This is a genomic window from Sodalis sp. (in: enterobacteria) (assembly GCF_047607725.1).
In the GTDB taxonomy this organism is placed as follows: Bacteria; Pseudomonadota; Gammaproteobacteria; order Enterobacterales; family Enterobacteriaceae; genus JBLKSS01.
This window is the reverse complement of the sequence record NZ_JBLKSS010000252.1, coordinates 1-3,399: the sequence shown is the minus strand read 5'-3', so window position 1 is coordinate 3,399 and position 3,399 is coordinate 1. Positions and strand designations below refer to the sequence as shown.

General features: G+C 58.5%; 3 protein-coding genes and 2 pseudogenes. 3 read left to right on the top strand and 2 right to left on the bottom strand.

Annotated features, from left to right (window positions below; genetic code table 11):
- The 3 genes and pseudogenes from ACMX3H_RS17765 to cueR all read left to right on the top strand — a co-directional run.
- The coding region (locus ACMX3H_RS17765) for a transposase domain-containing protein (RefSeq protein ID WP_415209556.1) at positions 1-110 on the top strand (110 nt) is incomplete at its 5' end.
- Between the two features lie 57 nt (positions 111-167).
- Positions 168-695, top strand: a complete 528-nt coding sequence (locus ACMX3H_RS17760; protein WP_415211748.1) for a hypothetical protein — start codon at positions 168-170, stop codon at positions 693-695.
- Between the two features lie 578 nt (positions 696-1,273).
- A pseudogene (gene cueR / locus ACMX3H_RS17755) lies at positions 1,274-1,637 on the top strand (Cu(I)-responsive transcriptional regulator); the annotation flags it as partial.
- 203 nt (positions 1,638-1,840) lie between these two features.
- On the opposite strand, the gene ACMX3H_RS17750 reads toward cueR, so the two are convergent.
- Entirely contained in the window at positions 1,841-2,365 is a 525-nt protein-coding gene (locus ACMX3H_RS17750; RefSeq protein WP_415211747.1) for an NfeD family protein, read from the bottom strand.
- Positions 2,362-3,258 (bottom strand): annotated as a pseudogene (locus ACMX3H_RS17745) (SPFH domain-containing protein). Before ACMX3H_RS17745 ends, ACMX3H_RS17750 begins: the two are co-directional and overlap by 4 nt.
- Positions 3,259-3,399: the final 141 nt, after the last annotated feature.

The following is a 3,399-nucleotide window of genomic DNA, read 5'->3' as shown; positions in this document are numbered from 1 at the left end:
GCGTGGAGCCGGAAGCGTATCTGCGCCATGTGCTGGCGATTATCGCGGATCATCCCATCAACAAAATCAAAGAGCTCCTGCCGTGGAACCTCACCATCCCTGCTGAATAACTGTCAATACGGCGCTGGGCGTACGCTTACCAGGATATACTGGCAAACGATACGCAAATGGAGTTGGGTGAGACGGCGCCGTCGCGTTTGTTGATCGATATGTGGCGTTTAAGCGGTGAAAGTATCATAGACGGGCAGCCTATTTTTGATGGTGTCACCCGTATGACGGAGGAAGAGATTACCGACGCCACGAATAGGCTTTATCATAAACTGACGCCGCCACAACGCGCTGCGCTGGTTGAAGTGGGTAGCCAAAGCGGCTTTGCCGATGTAAACCTCGGGCTGCAGAGCTTTCCCAATGCGTTTATCGAGCATTTTGCCTTGGGGGGTGTTTCCACCTCCGTCGCACTACAATATCACCCGGATAGCGCTGAACTAACGGTACGCCAGACTACGCGCCGGCTGATGAACGATGAGGAGCATCAGCATTTTGTCATCAACGACCCAAAGCCGGATATTTACCCGCACCTACAGGTGGTCGTGGCATTTACATTCTCCGCCGAGGGCCAGGTTGAATGCGTGGATTTTCACGTCAGTGAGCATGTTGAGACGGCGCGCGACCCCGCCGGCGCGGCTAATCGTTGATTTCTCGGCCGATAGAGGTTCAACGGTGTGACGGCGTGGTGATGTGTCGAAGTGGCAATGTTTCTGCGGGGGGATGTGTGGAAGTGATAATGTTCAGTTGCCGGGTGTGATGATGCGGCGCAGCGTCGATGCTGCTCTTAGATGCTGTGGATGCTGTGGATGCTGTGAGTGCTGTGGCTGCGGTGATACGGCGGCGTGATGGCCCGATATCGGGTTATCCGGCGCCCCTCATTCCGTCTTTCAGTAGTGGGGCGGCACAACAGTCGCGAGGCATTCTCTGTCGCTTCACCGAGTATCTCGAAATGAGGAAACGCGCCGTTGGCCGAATCCCAACATCCTGGCAGGGGGTTGGAATTCACGCGCCGCGATGCGCTAGACTAATAGTCATCGTTACCGTTACAGATGTAGGTGCAGTTGCGGGTACAGGATAGGTGCAGGTAAAGGGGTAAGTGTATGCACAGAAGGCGGGCACAAAGCACAGGGCGCGGCGGCCTGTGATAGGCATCGCCGGCGGATCCCACGGCGCGTATGCCTTATAACGTGGGACGCGGCGATGGCGGCTATCTTCAGGGGGAATGATGAATATCAGTAGTGTGGCAAAAAAAACCGGGCTCACCCCCAAAGCTATTCGTTTCTACGAACAAAAAGGGCTGGTGTCGCCGCCGGCGCGCCGGGAGAACGGTTATCGCAGCTATAACGCCCTTCACCTGGAAGAGCTGACGCTGCTGCGTCAGGCGCGGCAGGTGGGATTCACTCTAGAAGAGTGCCGGGAACTGGTGGTGCTGTTTAACGATCCCGGCCGCCATAGCGACGATGTCAAACGCCGGACGCTGGCGAAGGTGCGGGAAATTGAGGTGCATATCGCCGAATTAAACCAAATGCGCCAGCTGTCCGGGAGATCTGGGCGCAGAGTGCCCCATCATGGACAATCTCGCGGGTTGTTGGCCCCCGCCCACACTCTGTGGAATCAGCGCATTGAGCCGCAACGGCGGGCGCATTCGTTCCTGCGCGGCCACAAAGCCGCGGCATCCGTTGCTTGACGCGGGCTAAGGCCCGCTATGACGTTCTGCATTGGTGCGATCCTAATGCGCCAGCCTTTTCTCCGCGCTGCTGCGGTTTAACCGTAACGCGCAAGCCATTTTTCCCTACCGCGGCGGTGCAACCGTTGTGCGCCTGCCGTTTTCCCTGTGCCGCCGCGATACGACCCCGCCAGGTAGACCGAAGCTATTCAGCGACGGCGCGGCGCACGCGCAGCGTAATCCCACTTCCACCCAGGTGCCCGCCGGTAAATCCTCGCTGGCCTGGACGCGCCAGGTGCTGTCGCCTACGCGCAACCGGCCGAAACCGTTGATGAGAGGCTCGGACAATCGGGTACGCAGCCCGATGAGCTGCTGGCCGCGCTGATTCAACGCCGATGCCGGACGCGTGCGATCCCCGGCGCGCAGGCGATACCACCACAGCCAGGCCGAGCCCACGGTGAGCACGGCAAAAATCGCGCCCTGCCACTCCCAGCCAAGCGGCACCAGCCATGTCAGTAGCCCCACCAGCAGTGCGGCGATTCCGCTCCAAAGCAAATAGCCGCTCGCGCCTAGCATTTCCAGCGCCAGCAGCAGGCCGCCCAGAATCAGCCAAAAATTGTGCGGATGCGCCCGTATCGCCTCTAATATCATCCTTTGCTCCGGCCGGATTGACTTTCCTTGACGAGTTCAGCGATACCGTCAATGGCACCCAGCAGATTACTGGCGTCCAGCGGCATCATGATGACTTTACTGTTGCCGGCAGAGCCGATTTTTTGCAGCGCGTCGGTGTATTTTTGCGCCACGAAGTAGTTGATGACCTGGATATTGCCGGCAGCGATGGCCTCGGAGACCATCTGCGTGGCCCGCGCTTCCGCTTCGGCGGCGCGTTCACGAGCCTCGGCCTGCAAAAACGCCTACTGCCACTCGCCCTCGGCTTTCAGGATCTGCGACTGTTTCTCCCCTTCGGCGCGCAGGATGGCCGACTGGCGGACCCCTTCCGCCTCCAGAATATCGGCGCGCTTGGTTCGCTCCGCTTTCATCTGGGCGTTCATCGCGGCAATCATTTCCGCCGGCGGGCGCACATCGCGGATTTCGACGCGGGTGACCTTGATGCCCCAGGGATTGGTCGCTTCATCCACTATTTGCAACAGCCGGACGTTGATGCTATCGCGCTGCGACAGCATTTCGTCCAGCTCCATGGCGCCAAGAACGGTGCGGATATTGGTCAGGGTCAGATTAAGGATCGCCTGCTCGAGATTACTGACTTCATACGCGGCGCGTGCGGCGTCCACCACCTGGATAAAACAGACGGCATCTATGGTCACATTGGCGTTATCCTTGGAGATGATCTCTTGGGAAGGGATATCCAGCACCTGTTCCATCATATTAATTTTACGGCCGATGCGGTCCATAAACGGCACGACCAGATTCAGACCGGGTTTTAGCGCCTGCGTAAAGCGGCCGAATCGCTCAACCGTCCATTGATAGCCCTGCGGCACGATCTTGATACCCGTCGCGACCACGATCAAGGCGAGCACGACCAGTGCTGGTTCCGGTCACGCCCGATCACTGATTCTGATTTCATCCGATCACTGATTCCGGTCGCCCGATCAGCGATTCCGATTCTGTCCGATCGCTCATCTTCTGTTCCGCCATACTCTGGAGACTTTTAGCTTCCGGGGGTA

Coding starts and splice junctions, on each gene's coding strand:
- ACMX3H_RS17750 (WP_415211747.1), bottom strand. CDS start 2,365: ATGATATTAGAGGCGATACGGGCGCATCCGCACAATTTTTGGCTGATT.
- ACMX3H_RS17760 (WP_415211748.1), top strand. CDS start 168: ATGGAGTTGGGTGAGACGGCGCCGTCGCGTTTGTTGATCGATATGTGG.